Genomic DNA, 24,444 nt, shown 5'->3' on the forward strand with positions numbered 1-24,444 from the left:
GCGAAGGCAGACGCCGGGCAGGGCCTATAATCGCCAACCATGCATGCGACCGCCCCTTCGTTGAACCTTTCCCCCGAGATGCGGCGCTACGCGGCGCTCGACCAGCGCCTCCTGGCCGCGGCCGGCACCATCCGTATCCTGCCCACCGTGTCGTGGCCGGCGTCCGTGGAAGAGCGGCTGATCGAAGAATTCGGCGCGGGCCGCGTGTCGATTCCCGATATCTGCTATCACCCCCCGGTGCTGGATCAGACGAAGGCGGAGCTGGAGGCCATCGAAGCGGAGGTCGACGAAGACCACCCGATTGCGGACTACCTGAGGCGCACGGCCGAATCGTGGCGCATCGCGGCGGACATGCTGCATGGGGCCGGTACGGACCGGGTCACCGAGACGTCGGTGCAGCTATACGGCAAGCCCGGCGACGCCATCCCGGGCAGCAATCGCAGCAACCTCGACGCGGCGCGATATTTCGTCGACCTCGCCGACGAACTGGGCGCGGACCTGGAAACGGAGGACGCGACCGGCAGCATTCCCGCGGAGGAACTCCGCCGCGACATGAGCGAGCGGCTGGACGCTTTCTTCGCACCCGGCACCATTTCGGTCCAGGTGGACCCCGAACTCACGGCGAAGGCTGCCGCCGGCGCCACCCGCATCCGCCTGCGGGGTGGCGTGCGCTTCACCGAATACGACCGTCACCAGTTGCTGGCGCACGAAGCGTTCGTGCACTCGCTCACGGCATTGAATGGCCGCGAGCAGCCGGTCCTGGCCTCGCTGGCGCGTACGTCGCCGCGCGTCACGGCAACGCAGGAAGGCCTGGCCGTGTTCGCCGAACTGATGTCCGGCGCCATCGATATTTCGCGGCTGAAGCGCATCAGTCTGCGCATCCTCGCCATCGACATGGCGCTCAACGGCGCCGATTTCGTGGACGTGTTCCGTTATTTCCGCGACTGCGGACAGAACGTGGCCGACAGCTTCCACTCGGCGCAGCGCGTGTTCCGGGGCGTGCCGCTCACGGGTGGCTCGGCTTTCGCCAAGGACAACGTGTACTTGAGCGGCCTGCTGGCGGTGCACACGTTCTTCCGTTGGGCGCTGCGCCAACGCCGGCTCGACCTGCTGCGCAACCTGTTCGCGGGAAAGCTGGCGCTGCACGACGTGATGAGCCTCGAACCGCACTTCGAAAGCGGCGACATCGTGTTGCCGCGCTACCTGCCGCCGTGGATGCAGCACGTGCACGGCCTGGCCGGGAAACTGGCCTTCTCGCTGTTCGTGAACCATATCCACATGGCGGGCGTCGAGGCCGAGGAAATTTCCCTCGGCCTCTGACCATCCCTAACGCACCTGTATCCGCGGCGAGAGGGCGAAAAAGCGACCATCGGCACAGGCGACGCGGACTCTCGCATCGGTCGATGCGGCAACATCAGCGGGTATCTGCACCCTGGCCTGGCCTTCGTTCGGTACCTGCCGCGCCAGCGGCGTCTCCAGGAAGGTGGAACCTCCGTCCACCGACAGGTCGATGCGCACCGACGGGCAGGCGATGGGGGCCTTCACCGTATCCGCGGTATCCCAGCGCACGATCCGCCGGTTGCCGCGCCGAAGGGTGGCCGACTGTGCCGGCGCCGTGATCGCGAAAGCCCGGCCCGTATCCACCACCCTTACCGTGCGGTCGGCATAGACGGCGGGCGATCGCAGGCCCTGGCGCTCGTCGCGAACCGTCATGCGGAAACGCAGTCGGCGATCGCTTGTCGGCAGGGTGTCGCCTCGGTCGGCCGGCTCGATGCCCAGCAGCACCGCCATGGCGGGGAAGGTCTGTGTGCCATCGGCATTGGGCTTGCGGGAGCGAAAGAGGGGCCCCGTGCCGCGATCGGCGAGGGTCGTGTCGAACTGGAAATCGCCGAGATCCATCTGTTCGAACGTGTAGCTGAGCTGCGCGTCGGGTTCCGCGAATTGCGCGATGCCGGCCAACTGGAACGCCGTGCGGGCCGGAACCGTCATCGGGCGCTGCCATCCTTCCGTGTCGAGCCACGGCGTACGAACGCGGGCGGGCTCGGTGGGGGCGCATGCGCCGCCCGGGCCGGCCAGCCATGCCCCCACCTCTTCGATGCTCACGCCATGGAAATAGTCGTCCGACTGGCTTTGCAGGTCATATGCGCCACACAGCCCTGCGTATCCCATCACGGTAGAGCCGCTTCCGGGCTCGAGCGCCGTTCCCGCTGCCCACTGATTGCGCGTACAGCCATTGAATGTGTGCGATGCGCCGAACTGGTGCCCGAGTTCGTGGGCGATGAAATCGACATGGAAGGGGTCGCCGAAGGGCTTTGCACTGCCGGTCATGCCAGCGGCCTTGGCCAGCTCACGATCCTCCGACTTGCCCGTCCAACGCGTGCAGGTGGTGCCGACCGATCCGACGATGCCGCTGTCACGCCGTGCATCCAGCAGATGGCCCACGTCGAACGCATCCTCGCCCAGGGTTCGCGCGACGACTTCCACGTTCCGCAGGGCCATTTCCCTGTCGTATGACTCGTCGTTGGGATCTAAGTCGACGAACGGATCCGTGTGGTTCGGCGTGAACACCAGTTTGTCGTTGTCTTCGGCCAGCACGAGGTGCACACCGAAGTCCCGCTCGTATATGCGGTTGATGCGGTTGACCGCCGTCACGATGCCCTGCAGGGCCTGGGCCCGCGTTCCGCCGTGGCTTTTCGTGTAGGACGGCGTGGCGGTCATGGCGATACGGAACGTGCGATACACCCCTGTGTCCATCCGTGGACGCGAAGGCTCGTTCGTGCCGGTGGCCGCCATACCTTCCATGTTTTCGGCATGGGCTCTCTTGCGGCCGGCCGATCGCCGCACTATCTCGTGATACCGGTCGGCGGAAGCTACGCCAGGATCGGTGGGCGCTTCCGGGCGGACGAACCAGTCGCCGGCGGGATCGCTGACGGCGGCGCCGATGCCGTCCGGCCCCATGTCCACGCGAACGCGGCGTCCGCGGGCGTCCTCGCCACGCATGCTCTTCAGTTCGGGGTAACGCGAGGCGAGGCCTGGCGGAATCACCCCGGATGGCCGCAGCGTGAAGGTGCTGCTGCCGCCACCCGGCAGCGGCAGTTCCAGGGAGGAGGTGGAATTTCCCATGCGCCGCATCGTTTTCGCGAAGGCACCGCGGTCGAGGATCACCCGGCGGGCGGACGCCCGCAGGTCGGGCGCGAGGCGGGCGGAAGGGCGTTGCTGCACCTTGGGCGCGTCGCGCCAGAGAGGCTCGTCCGCCCGGACGGCCGACGACACGAGTACGAGAAGGCCCGATAGGGCATAGATGATCGGATGACGCGCGGGCATGTCGAATCCTTTCCTGAGGGAGGGGGAGCGCCCGGCGTCATGCCGGGCAAAATGCATGAAACCCCCTCAGAACCGGCAAAATCTGTAGGTGGATTCGTAGCCTCGCGTCGGGAACGTACGCACCCGCACGGCGCACGCGGTAGGCGTGCATCGCGTTGTCATGTCGGCGTCCATATCACTGCATGTCGCATTGCCACACAGTGCCGACAGCGGCAGCCAAGCTTGCCGGTGATACCATTCCCGCTTGCACCGCGGCCCCATGGGCGCATGCACCCTTCCGACCCGTTACGTCCCACAGGATCCCATGGCCATTTCCGAGGAACTGAGGCAAGCCGCTCTCGAATATCACCGCCTTCCGCGCCCGGGCAAGATCAAGGTCACGCCGACGACCTCGCTGCTCACGCAGCGCGACCTGTCGCTGGCCTATTCGCCAGGTGTCGCCGCGGCGTGCGACGCGATCGTGGCGGACCCGAAACAGGCTGCCGAGTTGACGGCGCGTTCCAACCTCGTCGCAGTGATCTCGAACGGCACGGCCGTCCTGGGCCTGGGCAACATCGGTGCGCTGGCGGGCAAGCCCGTGATGGAGGGCAAGGGCGTCCTCTTCCAGAAGTTCGCCGGCATCGACGTGTTCGACATCGAGATCGACGAGACCGATCCGGACAAGCTGGTCGACATCATCGCCAGCCTGGAGCCCACCTTCGGCGGCATCAACCTCGAGGACATCAAGGCGCCCGAGTGTTTCGTGGTCGAGCGCAAGCTGCGCGAGCGGATGAAGATCCCGGTCTTCCACGACGACCAGCACGGTACCGCGATCATCGTCGGCGCAGCCGTGCTCAATGCGCTGCTGGTGACAGGCAAGAAGATCGAAGACGTGAAGCTGGCCACCACCGGCATGGGCGCGGCGGGCATCTCGTGCGTCGACATGCTGGTAACGCTGGGCATGCGCAAGGAAAACATCCTCGCGTTCGACCGCGACGGCGTGTTGCACACCGGTCGCACCGACCTCGATCCCGACAAGCAGCGCTACGCACGCGAAACCGACAAGCGCACGCTGGCGGAGATCGTCGAGGGCGCGGACATCTTCCTGGGGCTGTCGGCCGGCGGCATCCTGAAACCGGAAATGGTCGCGACGATGGCGGATCGTCCCATCATCTTCGCGCTGGCGAATCCGAACCCCGAGATCCTTCCCGAAGACGCGAAGGCGGTGCGCCCGGACTGCATCATGGCGACGGGCCGGTCGGATTATCCGAACCAGGTGAACAACGCGCTCTGCTTCCCTTATCTGTTCCGCGGCGCGCTGGACGTCGGCGCCACGGTGATCAACGAGGCCATGAAGGTGGCCTGCGTGAAGGCCATTGCCGAACTGGCCCGCCGCGAATCCTCCGATGTGAGCGCACGTGCCTATGGCACGAAGCCGCCGAGTTTCGGCGCCGACTACCTCATTCCGCAGCCGTTCGATCCGCGCCTCCTCATCCAGCTGCCCCCGGCCATCGCCCAGGCGGCCATGGATTCCGGCGTGGCCGAGCGCCCCATCACCGATTTCCCGGCCTACATCGAAAAGCTGACCAGCTTCGTGTTCCGCACGGGGCTGCTGATGAAGCCGGTCTTCGATCGCGCGAAAGCCGATCCGAAGCGGGTGGTGTACGCGGAAGGCGAGGAAGAGACCGTCCTGCGTGCCGTGCAGACGGTGGTCGACGAAGGGCTGGCGCGGCCCATCCTCGTCGGCCGGCCGGACGTCATCGAGAAGCGCATTGCACGCGCGGGCCTGCGCCTGAAGCCCGGCATCGACTTCGAGATGTGCAACATCCACTCCGATCCGCGCTTCGAGGCGTACTGGCGGCTTTACCACTCGATCATGGAGCGCCGAGGCGTCACGCCCGCCTCTGCGAAGGCCGTGGTGCGTTCCCGTCCGTCCGTCATCGCCGCGCTGATGGTGGAGCGCGGCGAGGCCGACGCGATGATCTGCGGCCTGGTGGGCACCTACCAGAGCAAGCTCGACTACATCCGCGACATCATCGGTCTCGACGAAGGCGTTACCGAGGCGTCGGCCATGGCGGCCGTGGCCACCGAGAAGGGCACGTTCTTCTTCCTCGACACCTACGTGCAGGAAGACCCGACCGCGGCCGAGATCGCCGAGGCCACGTTGCAGGCCGCCATCCGCCTGAAGCTGTTCGGTATCCAGCCGAAGATCGCACTGCTGTCGAATTCCAATTTCGGCAGCCGGGAGACCCGCAACGCGAAGAAGATGCGCGAGGCCCTGAGCCTGATCCGGGAGCGCGCGCCGCGCCTGGAGGTCGAGGGCGAAATGCAGGCCGACGTGGCGCTGACTTCGGAACTGCGCGAGCGGATCTTCCCGAACTCGCGTCTGGAGGGTAAGGCCAACGTGTTCGTCTTCCCGAACCTGGACGCCGCCAATACCACCTACAACATGATCCGCGTGCTCTGCGACGGGGTGGTCATCGGCCCCATCCTGATGGGCGTGGCCAAGCCGGCCCATATCCTCACGCCCCAGGCCACCGTGCGCCGGGTGGTGAACATGACCTCCGTGGCCTGCGTCGAGGCGCAGATCCGGGCTGGGAAGCCGCGTAACGTCGTAACTGATTGATCGGTCGTAAATTCCGTATGAGCGCGCCCTGCGCGCGACATGTTTTGGGGCCTAGCCCGGGAGCTGGCGCGCCAGCCTGGGAACTGGAGCGAAAACATGTCGCGCGCACGGCGCGCTCCTACCCATTAAGGCGTCCGGCCGGCATTTAACACGATCCAAACCTACATACTGCCGCGTATCCCGAAGCCTTGCGCTATCATGAAAAGGTTTTCCCGCCACCCCAGCGGCCTCTCTTAGTCCCCATGAGCGCGCGTCACGCGCGAGCGGAGCATCCATGGACCAGATCGACGATATCCTGAACCAGGACCTCGACCCCACCGAAACCCGTGAATGGGTGGAGTCGCTCAATGCCGTCATCAATCACGACGGTACCGAGCGCGCGCATTTCCTGCTCGAGCGCATGGTGGATTCCACCCGTCGCGCCGGCGGTTATCTGCCGTTCGACCCGACCACGGAATACGTGAACACCATCCAGCCGCACATGGAAGCGCGCAGCCCTGGCGATGCCGCGATCGAATGGCGCATCCGCTCGCTCATCCGCTGGAATGCCCTGGCCACCGTCGTGCGCGCCAACCGCAAGCCCGGCGACCTCGGCGGCCACATCTCCAGCTTCGCCTCGTCGGCCACTTTGTACGACGTGGGCTTCAACCACTTCTGGCGCGCGCCAAGCGCCGACCACCCGGGCGACCTGGTGTTCCACCAGGGCCATTCGGCGCCGGGCGTGTACGCGCGCTCGTTCCTGGAAGGACGCCTGAGCGAAGACCAGATGGACCTCTTCCGCATGGAAGTGGCGGGCAAGGGCCGCGGTCTGTCGTCCTATCCGCACCCCTACCTCATGCCGGACTACTGGCAGGTGCCCACGGTCTCCATGGGCCTCGGTCCGATCCAGGCGATCTACCAGGCACAGTTCTGGAAGTACCTCGAGCACCGCGGCCTGATGCCGAAGACCGATCGCAAGATCTGGTGCTTCATGGGCGACGGCGAGTCGGACGAGCCGGAATCGCTGGGCGCCATCTCGCTGGCGGGCCGCGAGGGACTCGACAACCTCATCTTCGTCATCAACTGCAACCTGCAGCGCCTCGACGGTCCGGTGCGCGGCAACGGCAAGATCATCCAGGAACTCGAGGGCGTGTTCCGCGGTGCCGGCTGGAACGCGATCAAGGTCATCTGGGGCAGCTACTGGGACCCGCTCCTCGCCCGCGACACCACCGGCAAGCTGCGCCAGCTGATGATGGAAACCGTCGACGGCGAGTACCAGGCATGCAAGGCCTTCGGCGGCGCGTACACGCGCGAGAAGTTCTTCGGCAAGTATCCCGAGACGGCCGCGCTGGTCGCCAACATGTCCGACGACGACATCTGGCGCCTGAACCGTGGCGGACACGATCCGCACAAGGTGTACGCCGCCTACCACGCGGCCGTTAACACCAAGGGCATGCCCACCGTGATCCTCGCCAAGACGGTGAAGGGTTACGGCATGGGCGCCGCGGGCGAGTCGCAGAACCCCGCGCACAACCAGAAGAAGATGGACGCGGACGCGGTGCGCGCCTTCCGCGACCGCTTCAACATCCCGGTGCCGGACGACAAGCTCGACGAAGTGCCGTACTACCACCCGGGCAAGGACTCGGAGGAAGTGCAGTACATGCTCGAGCGCCGCCGCGCGCTCGGCGGTTCGCTGCCGCAGCGCCGCCGCAAGGCCGACCAGTCGTTCAAGGCGCCGCCGCTCGAAGCATTCGAGCAGATCACGAAGGGCACGGGCGACCGCGAGATCTCCACCACCATGGCCCTCGTGCGCGGGATGAACCTCATGCTCCGCGACAAGGAGCTCGGCCCGCGTCTCGTGCCGATCGTGGCCGATGAGGCCCGCACCTTCGGCATGGAAGGCATGTTCCGCCAGATCGGCATCTACGCGCCGTTCGGGCAGAAGTACCGTCCGCAGGACGCCGACCAGCTGCTGTACTACCGCGAAGACCAGAAGGGCCAGGTGCTGCAGGAAGGCATCAGCGAAGCCGGCGGCATGAGCGCGTGGATCGCGGCGGGCACCAGCTACAGCGTCAGCAACGTGCCGATGCTGCCGTTCTTCATCTACTACTCGATGTTCGGCTTCCAGCGCATCGGCGACCTCTGTTGGGCGGCGGGCGACATGCGCGCGCGCGGCTTCCTCATCGGCGGAACGTCGGGTCGCACCACGCTGAACGGTGAAGGCCTGCAGCACGAGGACGGCCATTCGCACCTGCTGTCGGGCGCGATCCCCAACGTCGTCTCGTACGACCCCACCTTCTCCTACGAGCTGGCGGTCATCCTGCAGGACGGCACGCGCCGCATGATGCAGGAGCAGGAAGACGTCTACTACTACATCACGGTGATGAACGAGAACTATGCCCACCCCGATCTGCCGAAGGGCAGCGAAGAGGGCATCGTCAAGGGCATGTACCTGTTCAAGGACGGCGGCAAGGCCAAGAAGAACGAGCCGCGCGTGCAGCTCATGGGTTCGGGCACGATCCTTCGCGAAGTGATCGCCGCCGCCGAACTGCTCGAGAAGGATTTCGGCGTCACGTCCGACATCTGGTCGGTGCCGAGCTTCACGGAAGTGCGCCGCGAAGGTTTCGACGCCGAGCGTTGGAACCGCCTGCATCCGGAAGCCGAACAGCGTGTGCCGTATGTCACCGGGCTGCTGGCGGATCGCCAGGGGCCGGCCGTGGCCGCCACGGACTACGTGCGCGAGTTCGCGGACCAGATCCGTGCCTTCATGCCGGACGGCATGCGTTACACGGTGTTGGGTACGGACGGCTATGGCCGCAGCGATACCCGCGCCAACCTGCGCAGCCACTTCGAGGTGGACCGTTACTGGATCGCTCATGCCGCGCTGGCGGCGCTGGCGAAGGACGGCAAGGTCAACGCCAAGGATGTCAGCCGGGCTATCAAGGAATACAAGCTGGACATGAACAAGCCGAATCCCATGACGGTCTGACAGCAAGCCCCTGTAATATCGCGAAGGCCGGGTATCCCGGCCTTCGTCGTTTTCGCGTCACGCGTCGTCGATGGGCCAGGTGCTATCCCTCCACGCATCACCGAACCGGACCTTGCCATGCGCCTGATCGCCATCGCCTGCACCGCCGCCGCCCTGGCCGCCTGCGCCACCAACCCGCCGGATCACGGCTCGCGCTCGCGGTTGCTCTACATCGCCGGCGACAAGGTGCCGTGCAGCCATGGCGTGCTGAAGACCGACTGCCTGCAATACCGGGAGCAGCCCACCGATCCCTGGCAGCCGACCTACGTGCCGGTGGAAGGTTTCGACTGGAAGGCGGGCAACGAGTACCTGCTGAAGATCACCGAGGTACACGCCAAGGGAAGCTCGCCTCAGGACGCCTCGCGCGTGAGCTGGCACGTCGACAAGGTGGTCGAGCAACACCCGGTGCAGTAGGCACGGATTGCCGGCGCCCTGAGGGGGCCAAAAAAAGGGTCTTCGCGCATTTCCGGGGGGCTGCGGCTTCGCTACTTGGTGCTGTTGGTTTTCGCTTCGTAGGGTGGGCTCGCCTTCGGCCTCGCATCGGCGCCTGCTCCGTTGCCTGAAAGCCGGCAGCCGTTGCCCTCGCCGCGACGACTTACGTCGTTCCTTGCGAAAGGAGAGCCGCTGCGCGGCTAGTGTCTTATGGCTTGCGCCGCGGCGGACCCGGGCGTCCGGGCGGGGTCTTCGACTCGGCTTCCTGCCTCGGCGAAGACGGCGGGCCGTCCTGGCCCGCCCCCTGACAGGCCTTTTCCGCCCGGCCGCCCTCGACTCCAGACATCGCGGCGAGGGCGACGGCTGCCGGCATCGGACGGTGCGGCGGTGTGGTGTGCGGCGCGTGGCGTGACGTCGTTATGTTCGGTCTACGGCGACCGTCCGCACTGGAGTCGTTGGGTGCCTGCTTTCGCAGGCACGACGGTGTGGGGCTGGGGAAGCCGGGGGCGCGCGCTCTTCTGTAGGAGCCGCCATGGCGGCGAGACAACCCTGGCCTCGGTTCCCAAGAAATACAATTGCCCAATGCTCTCTGTGGGAGCCGGCTATGCCGGCGATCCCGCGGCAGCGGGCAAGCTTGTCGCGAGCACCCATCGCCGCTGAAGCGGCTCCCACACAAAGCGAAGTGGTTCCCACAAGAGCACGATGCGACAGTCTCGCAGCGCCCCACCTACCGTCGTGCCTGCGAAGGCAGGCACCCAGCGCCTCCGTCGGCAAGATGCGGGAGCAACCATCGGCTCCTGCTTCGGCTCTCCGAACACCAACCCGCACCGTCCGCTGCCAGTACCCGTTCCCCTCGCCGCGATGTCTGGAGTCGAGGGTGGCCGGGCGGAAGAGGCCCGAAGGGGGCCGGCCTGGACGGCCGGCCGTCTTCGCCGAGGCACGGAGGCCGAGTCGAAGACCCCCGCCCGGACGCCCGGGTCCGCCGCGACGAAGCCATAAGACATTGAGCCGCGCAGCGGCTCTCCTTTCGCAAGGAACGACGTAAGCCTTCGCGGCGAGGGGAACGGGTACTGGCTCCCAGACAACGACACAGGCGCCGATGCGAGGCCGAAAAGGCGAGCCCACCCTACGAAGCGAGCCCCATACCGACCCCATATACGCAGTCACGCCACGCCCCCGGAAATACGCGAAGAACAAAAAAAAGGCCGGGATCGCTCCCGGCCCCTACCGCCCTGCGCAGGCAGACAGGTATCAATCGTCGTCGCGAAGCGCGTGGCGGATCAGCAGGAAGGTTCCGATGGCGGCAGCGGCGATGCCGATGGTGACGCCCGGATGGCGCTGAACGCGGCGGCGCAGTTTCCGATACTGATAGGTGGCCTCGTCGGCCAGATCCTCGGCCATGTAACGGATGCGCTGATCGTTCGCCCGGCGGGCCAACTTTCCGGTGATGCGGCGGCTGCGGTCGAGAAGGTCGCTGCCCGCTCCCGCGGCTTCGTCGGCGTAGTGACGGACGCGGCCGGAGACTCCGTTGACGGCGCTCTCGACATGGCGCGCGAACTCGCGATTTCTGCTCATCGGATGACTCCCTCGCTTGGTTCTACAGGCTGCCGACTTTGCAGGCCGTGTCGTGAGGGAGGCGTAAACAGTGGTGGCGCAATTGAGCCTCGATTCAGCGTGGCGGCTTCGGTACGAGGTCGTAGTCGCCGCCACGCTCCAGGGCCGCGCGGTACGCGGGCCGGGCGTGGATGCGCTCCAGGAATGCGTGCAGTGTCGGCCGCGAGGCATCCAGGGCGGCGCGGCTTGCCGCCGCCTCAAGGGGGAAGCTCATCTGGACGTCGGCGGCGGTGAATTCGTCGCCGGCGAACCAGCCGGTCTTGCCGATTTCGTCTTCGAGGTAGTCGAGATGGAGCTTGAGCTGCGGGTCGACGAACGCCTTCTGCGCACCGCGCGCGAGCATGCGGGCGATGGGTTTGGCGAAGAAGGGCACCGGCGCAGACTCCATGCGCACGAACACCAGCTTCAGCAGCAGGGGCGGCATGGCGGAGCCTTCCGCGTAGTGCATGAAGTAGCGGTAGCGAAGCGCCTCGGGTGTGCCGGCGGGAGGCACGAAACGCCCGTTGCCATAGCGCTCCAGGAGGTATTCGAGGATAGCCGCGGACTCGGCGAGCACCTGGTCGCCATCGACCAGCACGGGCGATTTCCCCAGCGGATGGACGTCGCGGAGGCTCTTCGGCGCCAGCATCGTCTTCGGATCGCGCTGGTAACGGACGATCTCGTAGGGAAGGCCCAGTTCCTCCAGCATCCATAGCACGCGCTGCGAACGGGAGTTGTTCAGGTGATGGACGACGATCATGGATCGGGCTCGGACTGGCGGGAGCCACGAAGGGTAGCAGTTCCCCGGCCCACGAAAGGGCCGGGGAGCGTCGGTCAGCCGGCGGCGGCAGTAAGCGATTCCTGAAGCTTCTTCGTCTGCTCGGGGAAGGCCTTGCCTTCCGCGGCGACGGTCTCCGCGACGCGCTGGCGCGCCTCGTCGTCACGGTGCAGGGCGCGGAGCGCCTTCACCTGGAAGGAGGCGACGGTGATGCGGTTCGCCCCGTAGGCCTTCTTCGCGGCTGCGTCCAGATAAGGAAGCCCTTCGGCCGGCTTGCCGTTCTCGACGAGCCGGCGACCGTAGCGGTAGTTGTACACGTAGTCTTCGGGGTAGGCGGCGATCAGTTGCTTCTCCAGCGTGTCCAGTTCCTCGCCGGCCTTCGCACGCACCAGATAGACGCGGAGGTTATCCGCGAGGTTGCGGTCGCTGCGCAGGTCGCCGTGCAACTTCTCGCGGCTGAGGTCGATGGCCTTGCGCAAGACCGCCTGCTCCCCTTCGTGGTCGCCCAGAGCGGCGTCCAGATCGGCCGCCGTGAGCACGGCGCTGCGCTGGTCGGCGCAGGCGGGCGATGCGGTGAATACCTGTGTGTCGAGGTACTGCTTATACGGCGCTTCCTGCGGCGCCAGGAGGCGGCGACGCTCGTCGGCTTGCAGCGACTCGCTCGCGCCGATCAGGTCGTCGAGGACATAAGGGCGATCGCAGCCGATCTTGCCGGCGAGCACGCGGGTCGAGGCGTCGACGATTCCCTTGTCGTCTTTCCTGTCCTTCGCCTGCAGCAGGAGGAGCCGCTGCTTCGCAAGCGCGACGCGCTTGTCCTTGTCCGATACGTTGCGGACCATGGCCGGCAGGGAGTCGAACCACGCCATGCCTTCCGTGCCCTGGTAACGGAGCTGGTAGGTATCGAGCACATCGGCCACGGCCGCCATGGAGCCCTTGGCTGCGTCGGCTTTCTGCTTCGACAGCCGCGCATCGCCGGACAGGATGCCCGCGACCTCGGTGTAGAAGGTGGCTCGCGGCCGTTCCGCGAGGATGCGGCCGAGTTCTTCGCCATCGGGGCCAATGAGCACATAGGTGGGAAGGAAATGGACATTCAGTTTCTGCATCCATGCCTTGTCGGCAGGCTTGTCCGCATCGGCTTCGTAGAACACGACCTTGGTATTGAGGTCGTTCCACTCCTTGCCGTTGAGCACGTGGCTTGCCATGAAATAGCAGGAGTAACACCAGACCGCCTGGAAATCGACCATCACCGGCTTCTGCTCGCGCTTGCCCTGGGCAAGCGCTTCGTCGAGCGTGGCGGGACCCGGGTGCGCGGCCTGGGCCGCGGCAACGAAGGTGAAGAGCAGGGCGGCGAGCAGTCGCTTCATGGTGGCTTCATCCCCTTTGGAGGTATAGACGTCCACCTAATAGCACGCTTTTGGGCTCGTGTCAGACCGTACCGCTGGCGCCCTCGACTGGCTCAGGGTCCGAAACCAGCCCCTGGCGGCGACGCAGGGACGGAAACCACCACATCCAGAGCCCCACCACCACGAGGGTGCCGATGCCCCCGATCAGGGTCGCGTTGACCGCACCCATGGCCGCGGCGAGCAGGCCCGACTCGAATTCGCCGAGCTGGTTGGATGTGTTGATGAAGATGGCGTTGACCGCACTTACGCGTCCTCGCATGTCGTCGGGCGTTTCCAGTTGCACCAGGGCGCCGCGGATCACCATGCTCACCATGTCGAACGCACCGAGCGCGAACAGCGCGACGACGGAGAGCCACAACACGTTGGACAGGGCAAACACCAGCGTCGCCACACCGAACCCCGCCACGGAGGCGAACATGATCGGGCCGACGCGTCGCTCGAGCGAATGCCGCGAAAGCCACAGCGACATCAGCAGGGCGCCCACGGCCGGCGCGGCGCGCAGCACGCCCAGACCCCACGGACCGGTATGGAGGATATCTTTCGCGAAGATCGGCAACAGCGCGGTGGCGCCGCCGAGCAGCACGGCGAACAGGTCGAGGGAGATCACCCCTAACACCGCCGGGCGGTGGCGAATGAAGTGGATACCGGCGAACAGGGTCTTGAGCGTGGCGGGTTCCCGGCGCGGTGGCAGGTGGTCGTACGCGAGCCGCGTCATCAGCACGAGGGCGACGAGGTACAGCAGGGCGGACACACCGTATACAGTCGCCGGGCCGGCCACATAGAGAATGCCGCCGAGCGCCGGGCCGGCGATCATGGCGGCCTGGCCTGCCGCGGCGTTGGCCGCCATCGCGCGCGGCAGCACGTGCATCGGCACCAGGGCGGGAAGCATGGATTGCAACGCAGGAAACTCGAACGTCTTCGCCAGGCTGACGACGAAGACGAGCGCCAGGATGCCGGTTTCGGTCAGGTGGCCGGAGAGGCTGAAGCCAGCGAGGAGCGTGATGGCGATCCATTCGATCGCCTGGCAGATGGCCACGATGCGGCGGCGGTCGAACTGGTCGGCCACGTGCCCCGCGGGCAATGCGAGCAACACCGACGGCACGAACTGCACGAGGCCGATGAGGCCAAGGTCGAGCGCGCGATGGGTGATCTCGTAGACCTGCCAGCCCACGGCCACCGACATCATCTGGAATCCGAAGCTGGACGCGTTCTTCGCGAACCAGAATTGCACGAAGGCACGGTAACTGAGCAGCGAAACGGTTTCCCGGGGAGAGGACGACATCGGCGATCCTTGAGGGGTTGCGCCGATTTTACGCCCCCCGGCGCCGTTTGATCGCGGCCGCGGTATCGGGGAAGCTAGGCGCTTTCCAGACGGGGTCCGCAAGATCATGCGCCGTATCGCCTCACTCATCGCCTTCGCCGCACTCTTCGCCGGCTGCTCGTCGCCGCAGGACCAGCAGGCCGCGCAGACTCCCCCGCCGGACAACAGCGCCCAGGAAGCAGCGAAGAAGCTCGAGACCTATCAGCAGCTGCTGAAGCTGCACAATGACGGCCCGGCGGTGCAGTTGGGCCACGAGATCGTCGACAAATATCCCGAGACGCCCGCGGCCGCGGAGGTGAAGAAGACGCTGGGCGATCTCGAAACGTCGTACAAGGCCGCGAGTGAGAAAGCCCGCCTGGCGGCTCTGTGGCTTTACCAGACCTCGCCGATGCAGGGCGGCACGCAAAGCACGGCCACCATCCAGTCGAGCCGGCCCACCGGCGAGCAGACGGTTCGCCTGATCCTGCGCCGGCACACGGCGTGGGGCCAGAGCGTGTTCCTCTATGCCACCACGGGCAAGGGCTTCGTCTGCAAGGGCGATTGCTCGCTGAAGGCCAATTTCGACGGCAAGGCGAAGATCATCAAGGCGTTCCGGCCGCCCACGGGCGAACCGGCCCTGCTGTTCCGCAACGACGCCCAGTTCCTGAAGGACCTTGCGAAGACGAAGCGGCTGACCATCGACGTGGTGACCGTCAGCCGCGGGGAAACGACGCTCCTGTTCGAAACCGGCGGTTTCGATCCGGAGAAGTGGACACCGCTGCCGAAGAAGAAATGACGGCGAGGGCCCGGCTCGACGAGCCGGGGCGCCTCAGTGGAGGAACAGCTTCTCGGTGATGCGCGTCAGGGGCCACTCCAGCATGGAGTTCACCTTCGGCGGCAGGTCGAGCGGACGCAGCAGCATCTTCACCGTCATCTCGGCGGGGATGTGCCGCTTCAGCAGGCCCTCGGCACGCGAGGTGACGCGACGGAATTCCGCGTCGTCGTGTGCCTTGTCCGGATAGCGCACATTGAACACGTGGCGCAGCGCGATGTCGCTGTCTTCGTTCTTGATCTCGCGCAGGCGCTTCAGCAAGGTGCGGAACGTGCTGATCCGGCCGATGCCGTCGCGCTCGCGATAGACACGGAAATGCTGGTAGAAGTGCTTGTAGTGACGCACTTCGTCGCTCTTGATGTAGTTCGTGAGCTCGCGCAGCACCGGCTCGTCGGTCACGTCGTTCAATGCGCGATAGAGGCTGGCGGTGCCGGTTTCCACGACGCAGCGCGCCGCGAGTTCCAGGCCGCGGTTCGGTTCCAGTTCCTCGGACGTACAGACCGAGCCGTAATGGGCGAAGAAATTCTTGAACCCGGTGTCCCAGTCGAACTCCGGCCACACGTGGCGAACGTAGGCGGCAAGCGCGCGGCCGTGCTGCAGTTCCTCGTGTTCCCAATGGTCACGGAGCCAGCCCTGCAACTCGTCGTCGCCGGCGAAGTGGTCCACGAGATTGTGCGTGTACAGGTCGGAACCGCTTTCGACGAAGGACGAGCTGCACAGGAGCAGGAAGAGGTCTTCGTTGTCTCTGACCTTCGCGACATCGATGCGCGACAGGTCCAGTGTTTCGAGCGTCCATGGCAAGGTGGCGGCATAGCTCACTGCTGGCGTTCCCCGGTCTCTTTGTAATGTGGCCCGCACGGGCAATGGCAGGATTGTGACAAAGGCGAGCCTTCAGCGCACCACGGTGACCGGAACGTGGGCCTTGGCGAGCACATCCGTGGAGGTGGAGCCCACCAGCCAGCGGGCCAGGGCGCCCCGTTCGGTATGGCCGATGACGATGTGGTCGACCCCGTGCCGGGCCACGTACGAGAGCAGGGCGTCGCCGGGGCTGCCGTGGACCACGTCGATCTCGACAGGCACCCGTGAACCCGGGTTCAGCCCGGCGACCTCGTCGCGCAGGGCCGTCAGCCGTTCCTCGCCGTTGTCGGTCATCATCAGCGCGGACGTATCGGCGCCGTTTTCGATCTGGAGCACGGAAACGACATGTACGCGGGCACCGGCGCAGGCCGCCAGTTCCAGGGCGAAAAGGCACGCCCGGCGAGCGGTTTCGGAGCCGTCGTAGCCGACCAGGATGTACTTTGGCATGGGGGGTGTCCTTGGCGGGATTGGGGGAAGCCTCATAGTAGGCCTGGCGTCCCATGCGGCGAAGCGGTTCACGGACCGTGCACCAACCCGCTCGCCGCCTGAACGGCCCCGATCTTGCTCCGGATTTCTTCACAATCGTGAGTGGAGAATCCGCCTCGCAGTTTCCTGCCACCTTTTCCACGGAGAACGAACATGATCAAGCGCATCACGGGTATGGCCGCCCTGGCCCTGGCGGCGGCAGGTTCCTTCGGCATCCAGCCGGCCCAGGCAGCCGAGGCCAGCACGAAGTGCCACATGACCTTCAGCACCACGGGTTGGGCGGCGATCTACAAGAAGGCGGACGGCCGCGGCCACGTGCGTTGCGACAACGGTCAGAGCGCCGACGTGATCATCCACGTCCGCGGCGGCGGCCTCACCGCCGGCAAGTTCAGCATCGAAGGCGGCAAGGGCGAGTTCACCAACGTCAAGGGCATCAGCGAGATCTATGGCGAGTACGCAAGCGCCGGTGCCAATGCGGGCGTGGTGAAGAGCGCCGAGAGCGCCGCCATGACCAAGGGCGAAGTCTCCCTGGCCGTTACCGGCACGGGTCGTGGCATCAACCTTGGCGTGGACGTGAGCAAGTTCGAAATCGAGCGGCTCGGGAAGTAATCCCGTTGGGGGCGCCCTTGTGGCGCCCCCACTTCTTGCGAATCTCACGGGCTGGCGCAACCCCGGGACGCCGCGAGTACACTCACGGAATCCCATTCCCCATCCCGAGGTTCCATCCATGCGCCGCCTCATCACCTTCCTTGCGTTGTGCATCGTCACCGCCGCCGCCTGGGCCGCCGCGCCCGTCGTGGGCGACAAGGCGCCCAATTTCCGCCTGCAGGACCAGAAGGGCGATTGGCACACGCTGGAAACCCACAAGGGCAAGTGGCTGGTTCTTTATTTCTATCCCAAGGACTTCACGGCCGGCTGCACCACCGAGGTGTGCACCTACCGAGACGACACCGCCAAGCTGCACAAGGCCGGCGCGGTCGTCCTGGGCGTGAGCCTTGACGACGTCAAGTCGCACAAGGAATTCGCCGAGAAGTACCACGTGCCGTTCCCGCTGCTTTCCGACGCCGACAGTGCCGTGGCCGTGAAATACGACGTGCTCACCACGACGCCCACGGGGCAGAAGTACGCCCGCCGCGAGACCTTCCTCATCGACCCGGCCGGGAAGATCGTCAAGATCTACAAGGACGTGGACCCCGAGAAGAATTCGGGCCAGGTGCTGGCGGACCTCGCCGAGCTGAAGAAAGCGGGCGCCTGATCGTGTTCGGTGCCGCCCGGGGCGTGAAGCGCCCGCGTCCTTTTGCGCCATGGCGCATCGTGGTGTGGCTCGTGATGCTGCTGGCTGCCGTCGGCCTGGTCATCAACACCTATGCCTCCGTGATCCTTGCCAAGGCGGTGGGCGCGGTGAGCGCGGAAGCCATTGCCGCCGGTGCCGGCGATCCGCGCGTGGGCATGATGTGGTCGCTGGCATACGCGCTGGCGGCCTTCGTCGTGGTGGCCGTCGCGTTGGGCACCCTGCGCTGGCGCGAGTGGGGAAGGAGGGCCATGCGCGCCGTCGCCCTCGTCCTGCTTGTCTGGTCGGCCTACACGGCCTGGGGAGCGTTCGACCAGTGGAGGCAACTCGGCGTGGTGCTCACCCAGCAGGGACTTCCCGCCGAACTGCTCGCCACGGGCGAGAGGCACCGAACCATTCTTCTCGTGGGGCTCCTCCTCAAGGCGGTTTCGGTTCCCGTGCTCGGCTGGCTTTCCTGGGCACTTGGCACGGTGCGTGTACGACAGCAGTTCGGGTATGTTCCGCTTTAGAGGCCCCGGCGGTTCAGCGGGCATTCGTTCGCATGCGGGTATCGAAGGGACTTTCCTTCGGCCTCCTGTCATGCGCGCACGTTTCCCCGCTTTCGTCGTCCTTCTCTGCGTTGCCGGCGGTGCCGGCGCGCAAGACCTCGCGACCACCTGTCAGGTCGCCAGCACCTACGACCTTACCGTACGGCCGGACGCACTGGTTTTCGAACGCGCGGACGTCGCGCCGCGAACCGTTCGCATGCACGATGGCGCGCTGGACACCGATGGCAGGCAGGTGTCCCTGCGGCCGGACGAGCAGGACCGCGTGGCGCTTTTCGAGCGCCAGGTACGCAACCTGGTGCCCAAGGCGAAAGCCATCGCCAATGACGGCGTGGACCTCGCGGCGCGAGCTGTACGCGACGAGGCAGCGACGGCGGCACCCTCGGCCGTGTCGGACGGCGAACTCGACCGGGTGCTGAATGCCCGCGTGGCCGACATCAAACGCCGCATCGCGGCCAGTCAGAGCACGCGCGACTGGCAGGAAGACGCCATGCGGGCCTACGCCCAGGAAATCGTGGCCGATGTGGGGCCGATCCTCACCCAGGACGTGGGAGGGCAGGCCATGGAGCTGGCCATGAACGGCGATCTCCAGGGCGCGGCAGCGCTGCGCGACCGTGTCGCGAACGTGACCACGGGCGGCCAGGCGCGCGTGGTAGCTCGGGTGGAGGCGGCGCTCAAGCCGCGCATCCAGGCACTTTGTCCTTCCATCGGACAGCTTGTGGAGCTCCAGTCGGGGCTCCGCGACGCCGCAGGCAGGCCGTTGCTCCTCGTCGAGCGCGGAGGATGACCCGCGGCTGACCGCCGGCCGCCGCATTTAAGGCAGGCTAAGTGGGGCAGGACTATGGTCCGGCCCATGGAAAGCACTTCGAATCGCGTCGTCAACGGCCTGATCAAGCGCGTCATCGCGGACCGCGACCTGTACAAGCAGGCTGCGCGCGGCGTGCGGGAGCCAGGCCTCAAGGTGATCCTCGAAGAATCCGCCGATGCCCTCACCGCCATTGCCCGGGACCTGCAAGCACAGGTTTCCTCGAAGGGCGGCAGGCCCGCCACCGCCGCGGGGGCGATGAGTGGCGTCCGGCGCACGATGATCGAGGCCTCGGCGAAACTGTCCAGCGATCCTGACGTTACCTACATCCGTACGCTGGAACAGATGGAACGCCGCCTGCTGGATGCCTTCGTGCGTCTGGAAGCGACTTCCGGCGATCGCGCCATGGTGGGGCGACACATCGCCCGTCTTCGCCTGTTGCACTTGGACATGACGAGTCTCGGCAGCGCTGCCGGACGTTGAATCCGCGTCGGTGCCGCGCCGACATCATGCCGCGTTGCGAATTTCCTGCAGGGTTCGATACAGGTGCACGTCGGCCATCACGTGCACCGGGTGGGGCGACATGAGCGTCTCGCGGTCGGCGAAATAGTTGGCGAACGCGATGGCGTCGGCCGGGTCTTTCCGGACAGCGAGTTGCATGCCTTCACGAAAGATGCCCCAGGCGTCGCCTACGTCTGCGATGTGATATTCGATGGTGTGCGGCAGCATGACGGATGCCCCAAGAGCGCCGTACACAGCGCGTTGCACACAGGATGGACCGCGCATGGGTACCGAGAGAATAAGACAAGTCTGAAAAATACGACTTGTTTTCTTGAGATGTTCCTGAGGTGGCTCGACTCGTCGGTGCCCGCAACGTCGTGTAGGGACAGCGCCTAGCGGTAGGCAGCAGTCGGCGCATGCGCTCCGTGCGCGTCATGAATACGTCTTCGTCGGCTAACGCTCGCGATATCGCGACGACATGCTGCTCCGATCGTGGTCGCGTGGCCTGCCAGGCCAGAGCGGCGCAAACACGCACCTAGGAAATCCCTTTCGGCGCACGACATCGCCTGTGCGAAACGGGAGCGAAGGAATGACCAATAATCTCAATAAGGTCATGGCGTTCCTTCGAACACGTGCGAACGTTTACTGTAATCTCCGCGCCGTACGACGAGTAACACATCTCACGGATGGCGGCTGCACCTTGCCGCCGGCGAGGAAAGACATGATTCTGCGCACGATCATTGCCGACGATCATCCCGTGGTGCTGATGGGCACGCGCGCGGCACTCGAAGCAGCAGGCGATATCGACGTGGTCGGCGAGGCCTCCAACGGTGACCAGCTTGTCGAACTGCTTGCGTCGCGTCCGTGCGATGTCGTCGTAACCGATTTCTCCATGCCCGGTGGCCGTCACGGTGACGGCCTTTCCCTCATCGATCTCATTCGCCGCCGTTACCCGCGCCTTCCCGTGGTGGTGCTCACGATGGTCAATAACGCGGCCGTGCTGCAGACCATGCGCACGCGCGGGGCGCTGGGGCTGTGCGACAAGCGCGCGCCGCTTACCGAGGTGGCCGTAGCTGTGCGGCAGGCCGCTGCGGGCCATGCCTATCTCAGCGAGACCATTCGCCGGCAGTTCGACGAAGCAGGGGTCCTGTGCCGTGCCGACGCGGTGCGCCTGTCGGCCCGCGAGATCGAGGTGGTGCGCCTGTATGTCAGCGGCATGTCGATCGGCCAGATCGCCGAGCGCCTCAGCCGCAGCGTGAAGACCGTCAGCCGGCAGAAGCGCGACGCCATGCGCAAGCTCGGCATCGACCATGACAGCCGGCTGTCCGAATACGCCAGGGAACGCGGCCTCAGCTCCTGACTGTGCCGGAAGTCACGGGGTGACCAAACATCCATGCGCCGCCAGGCTGTTCCTTTTAAACCTTGGGTCGACAGGGCGCATCCTACCCGCGCCAACCCTGGGGAGAAGGACCATGCGACATCCATTGATTCTTGGAACAGCGGCGCTCGCGCTCTCGCTGGCGGCCTCGACCGTGCCGGCGGAAACGCATGGCTTCAATTTCAGCTCGGACCCGTGCAAGTACGAATACTCCACGCCTTACGACGTGGACGTCACGGCTTCCGGCCTGTCGTTCCATCGTGCAAGCGGCACGCCTGCAAAGGTCTTCCTGCACGACGGCGCCCTGCGCGTCGACGGCAAGGACATCGCCGTGTCGCGCGCGGACGCCGATGCCCTGCGCCGTTATGAAGACGGTGTTCGCCGGCTGATGCCGCAAGTTGCCGAGATCGCGAGGGAGGCGACCCAGCTGGGCTTCTCGGCCATGACGACCGTGACCCTCACCTTCGCCGATGGCGACCAGCGTGCGGGCATGCTGGAGAAGCTCAAGCGCAAGCAGGCCCAGGCACTGCGGGAGATCGACGAAGGCGTCGGCGCCGGGCATTGGTCGTCGGATCGGATGACCGAGACATTGGCGGGTTCGATCAGTGACTCGGTGGGCGAACTGGTCGGTTCGGTCACCTCCAGCGCGGTGACGGCGGCGCTCTCCGGCGATTCGAGCAAGGTGGCTGCCTTGCAGGCGCGGGCCGAAGCCCTCGACAAGACGCTGGACCGGGAGATGGACAAGCGCTCGCATGCGCTGGAAGCGAAAACCCAGAAGATCTGCCCGCAGATCGACGAACTCGCCGCGGTCCAGCGCGGCTGGGGCATTCGCCTCGGCGACGGCAAGCCGCTGGAGCTGCTGACGATCAAACCGAAGGAAAACAAGGGTGACGACGAGGGCGCACACAAGAAGGTAGCGTCGTCCTGAACGTGCGGGGGGGAGCGGGCACGCCCGGTGCGCGCCCGTTCATGGCGCGGCGCTCACCTCAAGCCGGCTGGATCAGGTCCCAGGCATTGCCGTAGAGGTCTTCGAAGACGGCGACCGTGCCGTAAGGCTCGTGGCGGGGTTCTTCGCGAAAGCGCACGCCATGCGCGCGCATGCGCGCCGCGTCGCCCGCGAAATCATCGGTTTCAAGGAACAGGAAAACCCTGCCGCCGCCCTGCCGTCCGATGTGCGCGCTCTGCTCGTCGCTTGCCGCCCGCGCCAACAGCAGCCGGGTGCCGTGCGAGCCGCGCGGCGCGACCGTCACCCAACGCTTGGCTTCGCCCATTGGCGTGTCCTCCACCAGTTCAAAGCCGAGCGCATCGACGAAGAAGCGAATCGCTTCGTCGTATTCGCGGACGAGAAAAGTGACGGCACCGAGAGAAGGCATGCGATGGGTCCAATGGAGGCGGGTCCGTAGCATCCTCGCGGTCGCGACCTCAGGCAAGCCTGAGGTCGCGACTCGCGCGATGCCCCGCCGCCCCGCGCTACGGCATCACCAGGTCGTCGGCTTCGGGTTGCGCTCGTCGAAACCCTTCTGGTGCCAGTAGGGGTAGGGCGGCGTGGCCTGGCTCACCGCATCCAGGCGGGCGACTTCTTCCGGCGTGAGCGTCCAGCCCACCGCGCCCAGGTTCTGCGTCAGCTGGGTTTCGTCACGGGCCCCTATCACGATGTTGGACACGGAAGGACGGCTGAGCACCCAGTTGAGGGCCACCTGGGTGATCGACTTGCCGCGCTCGTTGGCGATCGCATCCAGCACGTCGACGATGTCGTAGAGCTTCTCTTCGTCGACGGGCGGCCCGCCGACCGCGCCGCCGGAGGCGATGCGACCGGCGTCCGCGGGCTTGCCGCGACGGATCTTGCCGGTAAGGCGGCCCCAGCCCAGCGCGCTCCACACCATCGTGCCCACGCCCTGGTCGAGCGCCAGCGGCATCAGTTCCCACTCGTAGTCGCGGCCGACCAGTGAATAGAAGCCCTGGTAGGCCACGTATCGGCCAAGGCCATACTTCTCGGAAACCGCCAGCGATTTCATGAGGTGCCAGCCGGAGAAATTGGAGGCGCCGATGTAACCGATCTTGCCGCTGGAAATCAGGTCGTCGAGCGCGCGCAGGGTTTCTTCCACTGGCGTGAGCGCGTCGAAGCCGTGCATGAAATACAGGTCGATATGGTCGGTCTGGAGCCGGCGCAGGCTGGCTTCGCAGGACCGCACGATGTGGTATCGCGACGAGCCCTTGTCGTTGGGGCCGTCGCCCATCGAGAACGTGGCCTTGGTGGCGATCAGTGCCTTGTCGCGGCGCCCCTTGAGGGCTTCGCCGAGTACCTCTTCCGCCATGCCGCGCGAATAGATGTCCGCGGTGTCGAACATGTTGAGGCCATGATCCAGGCACAGGTCCACGATGCGCCGGGCCTCTGCCACCTGGGTGGAGCCCCAGCGCTCGAAGAATTCGCCCGAGCCGCCGAAGGTGCCGGTACCGAGACTGAGGACGGGGACTTTGAGGCCGGAGCGGCCGAGTTGACGATGTTCCATGGGGAGTCCTTGAGGAGGAGGGCACCCACCAGCATGGAGCGTCGCGTGCTTTCGCTCAAGCGTGTCGATGCGGGAGGGCTTTCAATGGATAATGCCGACTCCCCTACGGCACGCCGGATGACGCCACTCATCGCCGGGCCGCGATCCGTGTTCCGTCATTCGTTGCAAAACAACGGCTTGGTGATGCCATGCTCCTCATGATCGACAACTACGACAGCTTTACCTTCAACCTCGTGCAGTACCTGGGCGAGCTGGGTCAGGAGGTCAAGGTCGTACGCAACGACGCCCTCACCGTCGCGGACATCCGCGCGCTGGCGCCGTCGCGGATCATGATCTCGCCGGGGCCGGGTACGCCGGACGATTCGGGCGTGTCCATGGACATCCTTCGCGAGATGGCGGGCGAACTGCCCATTTTCGGGGTCTGCCTCGGGCACCAGGCCATCGGCCAGGTGTTCGGCGGCAAGGTGGTGCGGGCGCGCGAAATCATGCACGGCAAGACATCGCCGGTGCGGCATCTTGGGCGGGGCGTGTTCGCCGGTCTGCCGAATCCGTTCGAGGCCACGCGCTACCACTCGCTGGTGGTCGAGAAGGACTCTGTGCCGGACTGCCTCGAGATCACGGCCTGGACGGAGCGCGACGACGGCTCCATCGACGAGATCATGGGCTTGCGCCACCGCACGCTGGACATCGAAGGTGTGCAGTTCCATCCCGAGTCCATCCTCACCCAGCATGGCCACGACCTGCTGCGCAATTTCCTCGGCATGCCGTTGCCGCTCGCCGCCTAAGGAGCGCGCTT

At 65.9% G+C, this 24,444-nt stretch carries 23 protein-coding genes; 13 read left to right on the forward strand and 10 right to left on the reverse strand.

Translation table 11 applies throughout. From position 1 onward, the window contains the following. Positions 1-39: 39 nt before the first annotated feature. Positions 40-1,320 carry a flavohemoglobin expression-modulating QEGLA motif protein gene (locus tag FHS47_RS17015; protein ID WP_167030931.1) on the forward strand — a complete coding sequence of 427 codons (1,281 nt, stop codon included), beginning with the start codon at positions 40-42 and terminating at the stop codon, positions 1,318-1,320. Between the two features lie 6 nt (positions 1,321-1,326). Here FHS47_RS17015 and FHS47_RS17020 read toward each other — a convergent pair whose 3' ends face one another. Continuing rightward, a complete protein-coding gene (locus FHS47_RS17020; RefSeq protein WP_167030934.1) occupies positions 1,327-3,324 on the reverse strand; it encodes a reprolysin-like metallopeptidase in 1,998 nt (665 codons plus the stop codon). Between the two features lie 304 nt (positions 3,325-3,628). On the opposite strand from FHS47_RS17020, the gene FHS47_RS17025 reads away from it, so the two are divergent. The 3 genes from FHS47_RS17025 (at position 3,629) to FHS47_RS17035 (ending at position 9,350) form a co-directional block, all read left to right on the forward strand. Further along, entirely contained in the window at positions 3,629-5,929 is a 2,301-nt protein-coding gene (locus FHS47_RS17025) for an NADP-dependent malic enzyme (RefSeq protein ID WP_167030937.1), read from the forward strand. 274 nt (positions 5,930-6,203) lie between these two features. Then, positions 6,204-8,897: a pyruvate dehydrogenase (acetyl-transferring), homodimeric type gene (gene aceE / locus FHS47_RS17030; RefSeq protein ID WP_167030940.1), complete on the forward strand. Its 2,694-nt coding sequence runs from the start codon at positions 6,204-6,206 to the stop codon at positions 8,895-8,897. A 117-nt stretch (positions 8,898-9,014) separates the two neighbouring features. Then, on the forward strand, positions 9,015-9,350 hold the full coding sequence (locus FHS47_RS17035) for a DUF4377 domain-containing protein (RefSeq protein WP_167030943.1): 336 nt from the start codon (positions 9,015-9,017) through the stop codon (positions 9,348-9,350). A gap of 1,269 nt (positions 9,351-10,619) precedes the next feature. Here FHS47_RS17035 and FHS47_RS17040 read toward each other — a convergent pair. The 4 genes from FHS47_RS17040 to FHS47_RS17055 all read right to left on the reverse strand — a co-directional run bounded on the left by FHS47_RS17040 (position 10,620) and on the right by FHS47_RS17055 (position 14,424). Then, the gene (locus FHS47_RS17040) at positions 10,620-10,943 is read right to left on the reverse strand and encodes a hypothetical protein (RefSeq protein WP_167030945.1); all 324 of its coding nucleotides are present in this window, start codon (positions 10,941-10,943) and stop codon (positions 10,620-10,622) included. A gap of 94 nt (positions 10,944-11,037) precedes the next feature. Further along, a complete protein-coding gene (locus FHS47_RS17045; RefSeq protein ID WP_167030948.1) occupies positions 11,038-11,721 on the reverse strand; it encodes a glutathione S-transferase in 684 nt (227 codons plus the stop codon). Positions 11,722-11,795: 74 nt separating this feature from the next. Next, positions 11,796-13,103: a thioredoxin family protein gene (locus tag FHS47_RS17050; protein ID WP_167030951.1), complete on the reverse strand. Its 1,308-nt coding sequence runs from the start codon at positions 13,101-13,103 to the stop codon at positions 11,796-11,798. Positions 13,104-13,164: 61 nt separating this feature from the next. Next, on the reverse strand, positions 13,165-14,424 hold the full coding sequence (locus FHS47_RS17055; RefSeq protein WP_167030953.1) for an MFS transporter: 1,260 nt from the start codon (positions 14,422-14,424) through the stop codon (positions 13,165-13,167). 106 nt (positions 14,425-14,530) lie between these two features. On the opposite strand from FHS47_RS17055, the gene FHS47_RS17060 reads away from it, so the two are divergent. Next, on the forward strand, positions 14,531-15,238 hold the full coding sequence (locus tag FHS47_RS17060) for a hypothetical protein (RefSeq protein ID WP_167030956.1): 708 nt from the start codon (positions 14,531-14,533) through the stop codon (positions 15,236-15,238). Between the two features lie 33 nt (positions 15,239-15,271). Here the strand turns inward: FHS47_RS17060 and FHS47_RS17065 are convergent, their stop codons facing one another. Both FHS47_RS17065 and FHS47_RS17070 read right to left on the reverse strand, forming a co-directional pair. Then, positions 15,272-16,093, reverse strand: coding sequence for a ferritin-like domain-containing protein (locus FHS47_RS17065; protein WP_167030959.1), 822 nt, complete (start codon positions 16,091-16,093; stop codon positions 15,272-15,274). A gap of 72 nt (positions 16,094-16,165) precedes the next feature. Then, the gene (locus FHS47_RS17070; RefSeq protein WP_167030962.1) at positions 16,166-16,579 is read right to left on the reverse strand and encodes a universal stress protein; all 414 of its coding nucleotides are present in this window, start codon (positions 16,577-16,579) and stop codon (positions 16,166-16,168) included. Between the two features lie 192 nt (positions 16,580-16,771). Between FHS47_RS17070 and FHS47_RS17075 the strand changes: the two genes are divergently transcribed. The 5 genes from FHS47_RS17075 (at position 16,772) to FHS47_RS17095 (ending at position 19,742) form a co-directional block, all read left to right on the forward strand. Further along, positions 16,772-17,227, forward strand: coding sequence for a hypothetical protein (locus FHS47_RS17075; protein ID WP_167030965.1), 456 nt, complete (start codon positions 16,772-16,774; stop codon positions 17,225-17,227). 118 nt (positions 17,228-17,345) lie between these two features. Beyond that, entirely contained in the window at positions 17,346-17,873 is a 528-nt protein-coding gene (locus FHS47_RS17080) for a peroxiredoxin (RefSeq protein ID WP_167030968.1), read from the forward strand. A 2-nt stretch (positions 17,874-17,875) separates the two neighbouring features. Continuing rightward, positions 17,876-18,418: a hypothetical protein gene (locus FHS47_RS17085; RefSeq protein WP_167030971.1), complete on the forward strand. Its 543-nt coding sequence runs from the start codon at positions 17,876-17,878 to the stop codon at positions 18,416-18,418. Positions 18,419-18,488: 70 nt separating this feature from the next. After that, complete coding sequence (locus tag FHS47_RS17090) at positions 18,489-19,241, forward strand: DUF2884 family protein (protein WP_167030974.1); 753 nt, start codon at positions 18,489-18,491, stop codon at positions 19,239-19,241. 66 nt (positions 19,242-19,307) lie between these two features. Further along, positions 19,308-19,742, forward strand: a complete 435-nt coding sequence (locus FHS47_RS17095) for a PA2169 family four-helix-bundle protein (RefSeq protein WP_167030977.1) — start codon at positions 19,308-19,310, stop codon at positions 19,740-19,742. A 24-nt stretch (positions 19,743-19,766) separates the two neighbouring features. On the opposite strand, the gene FHS47_RS17100 is transcribed toward FHS47_RS17095, so the two are convergent. Beyond that, positions 19,767-19,988 (reverse strand): hypothetical protein, encoded by a 222-nt coding sequence (locus tag FHS47_RS17100; RefSeq protein ID WP_167030980.1) that lies wholly within the window; start codon positions 19,986-19,988, stop codon positions 19,767-19,769. Between the two features lie 493 nt (positions 19,989-20,481). Here FHS47_RS17100 and FHS47_RS17105 point away from each other — a divergent pair, with 493 nt between their 5' ends. Then, positions 20,482-21,120, forward strand: a complete 639-nt coding sequence (locus FHS47_RS17105) for a response regulator (protein WP_193569783.1) — start codon at positions 20,482-20,484, stop codon at positions 21,118-21,120. 112 nt (positions 21,121-21,232) lie between these two features. Further along, positions 21,233-22,066, forward strand: a complete 834-nt coding sequence (locus FHS47_RS17110; protein ID WP_167030983.1) for a DUF2884 family protein — start codon at positions 21,233-21,235, stop codon at positions 22,064-22,066. 58 nt (positions 22,067-22,124) lie between these two features. Here the strand turns inward: FHS47_RS17110 and FHS47_RS17115 are convergent, their stop codons facing one another. Both FHS47_RS17115 and FHS47_RS17120 read right to left on the reverse strand, forming a co-directional pair. Continuing rightward, a complete protein-coding gene (locus FHS47_RS17115) occupies positions 22,125-22,511 on the reverse strand; it encodes a VOC family protein (protein WP_167030986.1) in 387 nt (128 codons plus the stop codon). Positions 22,512-22,616: 105 nt separating this feature from the next. Continuing rightward, on the reverse strand, positions 22,617-23,648 hold the full coding sequence (locus FHS47_RS17120) for an aldo/keto reductase (RefSeq protein WP_167030989.1): 1,032 nt from the start codon (positions 23,646-23,648) through the stop codon (positions 22,617-22,619). A gap of 188 nt (positions 23,649-23,836) precedes the next feature. Here FHS47_RS17120 and FHS47_RS17125 point away from each other — a divergent pair, with 188 nt between their 5' ends. Next, the gene (locus tag FHS47_RS17125) at positions 23,837-24,433 is read left to right on the forward strand and encodes an aminodeoxychorismate/anthranilate synthase component II (RefSeq protein ID WP_167030992.1); all 597 of its coding nucleotides are present in this window, start codon (positions 23,837-23,839) and stop codon (positions 24,431-24,433) included. The last annotated feature ends 11 nt before the right edge of the window (positions 24,434-24,444 follow it).

Source organism: Luteibacter sp. SG786 (assembly GCF_011759605.1).
Classification (GTDB): Bacteria; Pseudomonadota; Gammaproteobacteria; order Xanthomonadales; family Rhodanobacteraceae; genus Luteibacter.

Coding starts and splice junctions, on each gene's coding strand:
- FHS47_RS17075 (WP_167030965.1), top strand. CDS start 16,772: ATGATCAAGCGCATCACGGGTATGGCCGCCCTGGCCCTGGCGGCGGCA.
- FHS47_RS17120 (WP_167030989.1), bottom strand. CDS start 23,648: ATGGAACATCGTCAACTCGGCCGCTCCGGCCTCAAAGTCCCCGTCCTC.
- FHS47_RS17100 (WP_167030980.1), bottom strand. CDS start 19,988: ATGCTGCCGCACACCATCGAATATCACATCGCAGACGTAGGCGACGCC.
- FHS47_RS17060 (WP_167030956.1), top strand. CDS start 14,531: ATGCGCCGTATCGCCTCACTCATCGCCTTCGCCGCACTCTTCGCCGGC.
- FHS47_RS17020 (WP_167030934.1), bottom strand. CDS start 3,324: ATGCCCGCGCGTCATCCGATCATCTATGCCCTATCGGGCCTTCTCGTA.
- FHS47_RS17035 (WP_167030943.1), top strand. CDS start 9,015: ATGCGCCTGATCGCCATCGCCTGCACCGCCGCCGCCCTGGCCGCCTGC.
- FHS47_RS17055 (WP_167030953.1), bottom strand. CDS start 14,424: ATGTCGTCCTCTCCCCGGGAAACCGTTTCGCTGCTCAGTTACCGTGCC.
- FHS47_RS17015 (WP_167030931.1), top strand. CDS start 40: ATGCATGCGACCGCCCCTTCGTTGAACCTTTCCCCCGAGATGCGGCGC.
- aceE (WP_167030940.1), top strand. CDS start 6,204: ATGGACCAGATCGACGATATCCTGAACCAGGACCTCGACCCCACCGAA.
- FHS47_RS17115 (WP_167030986.1), bottom strand. CDS start 22,511: ATGCCTTCTCTCGGTGCCGTCACTTTTCTCGTCCGCGAATACGACGAA.
- FHS47_RS17025 (WP_167030937.1), top strand. CDS start 3,629: ATGGCCATTTCCGAGGAACTGAGGCAAGCCGCTCTCGAATATCACCGC.
- FHS47_RS17070 (WP_167030962.1), bottom strand. CDS start 16,579: ATGCCAAAGTACATCCTGGTCGGCTACGACGGCTCCGAAACCGCTCGC.
- FHS47_RS17125 (WP_167030992.1), top strand. CDS start 23,837: ATGCTCCTCATGATCGACAACTACGACAGCTTTACCTTCAACCTCGTG.
- FHS47_RS17095 (WP_167030977.1), top strand. CDS start 19,308: ATGGAAAGCACTTCGAATCGCGTCGTCAACGGCCTGATCAAGCGCGTC.
- FHS47_RS17110 (WP_167030983.1), top strand. CDS start 21,233: ATGCGACATCCATTGATTCTTGGAACAGCGGCGCTCGCGCTCTCGCTG.
- FHS47_RS17090 (WP_167030974.1), top strand. CDS start 18,489: ATGCGCGCACGTTTCCCCGCTTTCGTCGTCCTTCTCTGCGTTGCCGGC.
- FHS47_RS17080 (WP_167030968.1), top strand. CDS start 17,346: ATGCGCCGCCTCATCACCTTCCTTGCGTTGTGCATCGTCACCGCCGCC.
- FHS47_RS17040 (WP_167030945.1), bottom strand. CDS start 10,943: ATGAGCAGAAATCGCGAGTTCGCGCGCCATGTCGAGAGCGCCGTCAAC.
- FHS47_RS17045 (WP_167030948.1), bottom strand. CDS start 11,721: ATGATCGTCGTCCATCACCTGAACAACTCCCGTTCGCAGCGCGTGCTA.
- FHS47_RS17105 (WP_193569783.1), top strand. CDS start 20,482: ATGATTCTGCGCACGATCATTGCCGACGATCATCCCGTGGTGCTGATG.
- FHS47_RS17050 (WP_167030951.1), bottom strand. CDS start 13,103: ATGAAGCGACTGCTCGCCGCCCTGCTCTTCACCTTCGTTGCCGCGGCC.